This is a genomic window from Phenylobacterium sp. (assembly GCF_020402505.1).
Taxonomy (GTDB): domain Bacteria; phylum Pseudomonadota; class Alphaproteobacteria; order Caulobacterales; family Caulobacteraceae; genus Phenylobacterium.
This window is the reverse complement of sequence record NZ_JADBZL010000195.1, coordinates 1-5,508: the sequence shown is the minus strand read 5'-3', so window position 1 is coordinate 5,508 and position 5,508 is coordinate 1. Positions and strand designations below refer to the sequence as shown.

6 protein-coding genes are annotated in these 5,508 nt (G+C 70.3%); 5 read left to right on the top strand and 1 reads right to left on the bottom strand.

The genetic code is table 11. From position 1 onward, the window contains the following. Positions 1-61: 61 nt before the first annotated feature. The 4 genes from IM632_RS13170 (at position 62) to gatA (ending at position 3,991) form a co-directional block, all read left to right on the top strand. Entirely contained in the window at positions 62-871 is an 810-nt protein-coding gene (locus IM632_RS13170; RefSeq protein ID WP_296482072.1) for an RNA methyltransferase, read from the top strand. A gap of 7 nt (positions 872-878) precedes the next feature. Further along, positions 879-2,135 (top strand): DUF4010 domain-containing protein, encoded by a 1,257-nt coding sequence (locus IM632_RS13165; RefSeq protein ID WP_296482074.1) that lies wholly within the window; start codon positions 879-881, stop codon positions 2,133-2,135. Positions 2,136-2,231: 96 nt separating this feature from the next. Then, on the top strand, positions 2,232-2,519 hold the full coding sequence (gene gatC / locus IM632_RS13160; protein ID WP_293518260.1) for an Asp-tRNA(Asn)/Glu-tRNA(Gln) amidotransferase subunit GatC: 288 nt from the start codon (positions 2,232-2,234) through the stop codon (positions 2,517-2,519). Next, the gene (gatA, locus tag IM632_RS13155; RefSeq protein ID WP_296552435.1) at positions 2,519-3,991 is read left to right on the top strand and encodes an Asp-tRNA(Asn)/Glu-tRNA(Gln) amidotransferase subunit GatA; all 1,473 of its coding nucleotides are present in this window, start codon (positions 2,519-2,521) and stop codon (positions 3,989-3,991) included. The genes gatC and gatA overlap by 1 nt, the downstream gene beginning before the upstream one ends. A gap of 12 nt (positions 3,992-4,003) precedes the next feature. Here the strand turns inward: gatA and IM632_RS13150 are convergent, their stop codons facing one another. Further along, positions 4,004-4,333 carry a hypothetical protein gene (locus tag IM632_RS13150; RefSeq protein WP_293514434.1) on the bottom strand — a complete coding sequence of 110 codons (330 nt, stop codon included), beginning with the start codon at positions 4,331-4,333 and terminating at the stop codon, positions 4,004-4,006. A 120-nt stretch (positions 4,334-4,453) separates the two neighbouring features. Here IM632_RS13150 and gatB point away from each other — a divergent pair. Continuing rightward, the coding region (gene gatB / locus IM632_RS13145; protein ID WP_296525145.1) for an Asp-tRNA(Asn)/Glu-tRNA(Gln) amidotransferase subunit GatB at positions 4,454-5,508 on the top strand (1,055 nt) is incomplete at its 3' end.

The window sequence follows — 5,508 nt, the reverse complement described above, 5'->3', positions numbered from 1 at the left end:
CGCAAGGGGAAGGGGGCGCGCGCACTTCCTCCCACCCGTGCCCTGAGGTTAGAAGCCGGGGATGGCCGAATGGATCACCGATGCGGATGACCCGCGCATCGCCGACTACCAGGATGTCCGGGAGCGCGATCTCGTCGGTCGTCGGGGCCTCTTCGTGGCGGAGGGCGCGGTGGTCCTGCGCTGTCTCCTCGAAAGCCCCTTCGCCCTGCCGGTCTCGATCCTCGTGGCGGAGGCCCGGCTGCCGGGGCTTGCGGTCCTGCTGGGACGGGCGCCGGGCGAGACGCCGGTCTATGTGGCTTCGCAGGCGGTCATGGACCGGATCGTCGGCTTTCCCATCCACCGGGGCGTCCTGGCCCTGGGACGCGCCCCGGGTCCGGGGGACCTGGACGCGATCCTGGCGGGAACGGGCGAGGACGCCCTTGTCCTGGCCCTGTCGGGCATCGCCAACCACGACAACATGGGCGGGCTCTTCCGCAACGCCGCCGCCTTCGGGGCGGATGCGGTGGTGCTCGATCCGGCCTGCTGCGATCCCTACTACCGCAAGGCGTTGAGGGTCTCGGTGGGCGGCGTGCTCAAGGTCCCGCAGGTCCGCCTCGCCCCGGGCGACGACCTGGTGAAGGCCCTCGCGGCCCGGGGCTTCCGGGTCCTGGCGCTCAGCCCCGCCGGCATGAGCGACCTGGCGCAGGTGCGCGGGGGCGGGCGCGTGGCGGTCGTCCTGGGCGCGGAGGGGCCGGGCCTTGCGCCGGACGTCCTTGCGCGGTGCGAGACGGTCCGGATTCCCATGGCCTCCGGATTTGATTCTCTGAATGTCGCGACGACCTCGGGTATCGTGCTTCATCATCTCCGGAGCCGGTCCGGGGACGCGGGATGACGGTCGAATGAACGCCCTGCTGGAGCAGTCCGAGCTGAAGCTCCTCCTCGCCCTGGGGATCGGCCTGCTGGTCGGGGTCGAGCGCGAGCGCAGCAAGGGGGAGGGGCCGTCGCGCGGGGCGGCGGGTCTTCGCACCTTCGCCCTGATCGGACTGGTGGGCGGCGTTGCGGGACTGTTCGGCCAGCCTCTCCTGATCGCGGTGGCCGGGCTGTTCGTGGCCGCCGCCGCCGTCGCCTCCTATCGCCGCTCAAGTCCCGATGACCCGGGTCTGACGACCGAGGTGGCCATGTTCGCCACCTTCCTGCTGGGCGTCATGACTGCAGACCGGCCCCAGGCGGCGGTGGCGGCGGGGGTGGTCATGGCCGTGCTCCTGGCCGCCCGCGCGCCCCTGCAGGCCCTGGTCCGCGACGTCCTCACCCAGAGGGAACTGATGGACGGCCTGGCCTTCGCCATCGCCGCCCTGGTGGTCCTGCCACTCCTGCCGGACCGGGCTGTCGACCCGCTGGGCGTCCTCAATCCCTTCGCCCTCTGGCGGCTGGCGGTGGTGATGATGGGGCTCAGCGCCCTGGGCTACGTCGCCCAGAGGCTGGAGGGCGGGCGGCGCGGCCTGCTGCTGGCGGGACTCGCGGGGGGGCTGGTGTCCTCGACGGCCACGATCGCCGGCATGGCCCGCCGGGCGCGGGAGACGCCGGAGGCGACGCCGGCCGCCGCCGCCGCTGGGGTCGCATCCATGTTGTCCTCCACGGCCTATCTGGTGGTCCTCCTGGCCACCCTTCGGCCCCAGGTGCTCACCGCGCTTGTCCTGCCCCTGCTGGCCGGCGGGACGGTGATCCTCGGCTATGCCCTCTTCCTGGCCCGGCGCGGGACCGGGGTGGCTCCGGCCGACGGCGCGGCAGGTCGCGCCTTTGACCTTTCGGCGACAGCCTTCTTTGTCGGCCTCGTCGCGGCCTGCACCCTGCTCAGCCGGCTCCTGGAACTCTGGCTCGGCGACCGGGGGGTCCTGGCCGGAGCCGCCGCCACGGGCCTTGCCGACGCCCACGCCGCGGCCCTCTCGGTGACGGGCCTGGCGGCCGCCGGAAAGCTGCCCGACGCCTTCGCCGCCCTGGGGATCCTGGTCGCCCTTGTCGCCAACATGCTGATCAAGGCGCCGACGGCCTGGGTGCTCGGCGGGCCGGCCTATGGAATCCGCGTGAGCCTTGGCGCGGTCCTGCTTGCGACGGGAGTGTTGGCGGGCGCCGTGTTCGGCGGCCTTCTGGCGGGATGATCGCCAGCGCTTGTCAAAGCCGGCGCCGGGCGGCTAGAGCCTAGGCGAACCCCGGCCCGTGCGCCGGCGTGATTTCAGAGCCTTACGGAGGCCCCCATGGCCATTGACGCGGCGACCGTCCGCAAGGTCGCCAGACTGGCGCGCATCGCCGAGCCGGAAGCCCGGATCGAGCCCCTGGCCCGCGAGCTCAGCGGGATCATGGACTGGATCGAGCAGCTGGCCGAGGTGAACATCGATGGCGTAGAGCCTATGACCTCCGCCGTCTCCCAACCCGCGCCGCTCCGGGAAGACGTGGTGACCGAGGGCGGCGATCCCGAGCGCGTGCTGGCGAACGCCCCGCGCCGGGCCGGCGACTTCTTCGTCGTTCCCAAGGTGGTCGAGTGATGGCTTTGCTGACAGACCTCTCCCTTCGCCAGGCCCTTGAGGGTCTCTCCGCAAAGACCTTCTCTTCTGAGGAGCTCACCCGCGCCCACATCGAGGCCATCGAGGCCGCCCGACCCCTGAACGCCTACATTCTGGAGACCCCCGAGAAGGCCCTGGAGATGGCGAGAGCGTCCGACGCCCGACGAGCGGCTGGCGACCCGGGAGCCCTGGAGGGCGCGCCCCTGGGGATCAAGGACCTCTTCTGCACGGACGGCGTGCGCACCACAGCCGGCAGCCGCATCCTCGGGTCCTTCACCCCCACCTACGAATCCACTGTGACCACCCAGCTCTGGCGCGACGGCGCCGTGATGCTCGGCAAGCTCAACCTGGACGAGTTCGCCATGGGCTCGTCCAGCGAGACCTCGGCCTTCGGTCCGGTGGTCAGTCCCTGGCGTCGCCGGGACGATACGGCGCCCCTGACCCCTGGCGGCTCCTCCGGCGGGTCGGCCGCCGCCGTCGCGGCCGGCCTCTGCCTCGGCGCCACGGCCACGGATACGGGCGGCTCCATCCGCCAGCCCGCCGCCTTCACGGGCACGGTGGGCATCAAGCCGACCTATGGCCGTTGTTCCCGGTGGGGCGTGGTCGCCTTCGCCTCCTCGCTGGACCAGGCCGGGCCAATCGCCAGAACGGTGGAGGACGCCGCCCTCCTCCTGAAGTCCATGTCGGGCCATGACCCGAAGGACTCCACCAGCCTGAACGTCGAGGTCCCGGACTTCCCGTCCTTCGTGGGCCGTTCGGTGAAGGGCATGCGGATCGGGGTGCCGAAGGAGTACCGGGTCGACGGCATGCCCGCCGAGATCGAGGCCCTGTGGGAGCAGGGGATCGGCTGGCTGCGGGACGCCGGCTGCGAGATCGTCGAGGTCTCCCTGCCGCACACCCGCTACGCCCTGCCGGCCTATTACATCGTCGCCCCTGCAGAGGCCTCCTCGAACCTGGCCCGTTACGACGGCATGCGCTACGGCCTCCGCGCGGAGGCCTCCAGCCTGACGGACACCTACGAAAAGTCCCGCGCCGAAGGCTTCGGCGAGGAGGTGAAGCGCCGCATCCTGATCGGCGCCTACGTGCTGTCGGCGGGGTACTACGACGCCTACTACCTGCGGGCGCTCAAGGTCCGCAGGCGCATCGCCGATGACTTCACCCAGGCCTTCGGGAAGGTCGACGCCCTGCTCACCCCCACGGCGCCCTCCGCCGCCTTCGCCCTCGGCGAGAACGCCGACGATCCGGTCGCCATGTATCTGAACGACATCTTCACGGTGACGGTGAACCTGGCGGGCCTGCCCGGCATGAGCGTGCCGGCGGGCCTGGACGCCAAGGGCCTGCCCCTCGGCCTTCAGCTGATCGGCCGCCCCCTCGATGAGGGCCTGCTGTTCTCGCTCGGCGGGGCCATCGAGAAAGCGGCGGGCTTCTCCTTGAAGCCCGCGCGCTGGTGGTGAAACCGTAAGGGCCTACTTCGAGGCGGGCTTGTCCGCCGGCTGCGGGCCGGAGCCCTGGGCGGTTTTGTCCAGCGCAGCCTGGACTGCAGCGAGCCGCTCGTCGGAGATGACGCCACCCGACATGGGCTGGAGCTGGCGCAGGGTCATGCCCTTGAACTGCTCGTAGGCGGGATGTTCGGTCAGGCCCGGCAGTTCCTTGTCCAGAGCCGCCTTGCCGGCGGGATCAGCAGCCAGTTCGCTGATCGGGGTCGAATCGACCGACTTGGCGCCTTCCGCCAGGGCCGCGCCGGCCGCAAAGGCGATGGAAAGGCCGGCCAGGCCGGCGAGCAGGGTCTTCTTCATTCAGGATCTCCGGGTGTGGGGCGCCAGGAGCGCGGCGCCAAGAGTGGCGGCAGGAGGCGACAAAACCGAGACCTTCGCAAGAGGCTTCCGCTAGGGTCTGCCCCGCACTAAACAGGCCTCATGAGTGAGACATCCAAACTGATCCAGGGCCGGACCGGTCCCTGGGAGATCGTGCTGGGCCTCGAGGTCCATGCCCAGGTGGCTTCCAACGCCAAGCTGTTTTCCGGCGCCGCCGTCGGTTTCGGCGCGGGCCCCAACGCCCAGGTCAGCCTGGTCGACGCGGCCATGCCCGGCATGCTGCCCGTCCTGAACCGCTACTGCGTCGAGCAGGCGGTCCGCACCGGACTGGGCCTCAAGGCGAAGATCAACCTGGTGAGCCGTTTTGACCGGAAGAACTACTTCTACCCGGACCTGCCCCAGGGCTACCAGATCAGCCAGTACAAGGACCCGATCGTCGGTGAGGGCGAGGTGCTGGTGGAGCGTGACGACGGGTCGACCTTCACGGTCGGCATCGAGCGACTCCACCTCGAGCAGGATGCGGGCAAGAGCCTGCATGACCAGGACCCCAACGCCACCTATGTCGACCTGAACCGCGCCGGCACGGCCCTGATGGAGATCGTCTCGCGTCCGGACATGCGCTCGTCCGAGGAGGCGGCGGCCTATGTCAAGAAGCTGCGGACCATCCTGGTCTATCTGGGCAGCTGCGACGGCGACATGGAGAAGGGCAACCTGCGGGCGGACGTGAATGTCTCCGTCCGGCGCCCCGGCGAGGGCCTGGGAACGCGCTGCGAGATCAAGAACGTCAACTCCTACCGCTTCATCCAGCAGGCCATCGAGTACGAGGCCCGCCGGCAGATCGAGATCCTCGAGGACGGCAGGAAGATCGACCAGGAGACCCGGCTCTTCGACCCGGTGAAGGGCGAAACCCGGTCCATGCGCTCCAAGGAGGATGCGCACGACTACCGCTATTTCCCGGACCCCGACCTCCTGCCCCTGGTGCTCGACCCGGCCTGGGTCAAGGCCATCGAGGACAGCCTGCCGGAACTGCCGGACGCCAAGAAGGCGCGCTTCCAGAGCCAGTACGGCCTGACCGCCTACGACGCCGGCGTGCTGATCAGCGAACAGGCCAGGGCCGACTATTACGAGGCCGCCGCCAAGGGCCGCGACGCCAAGCT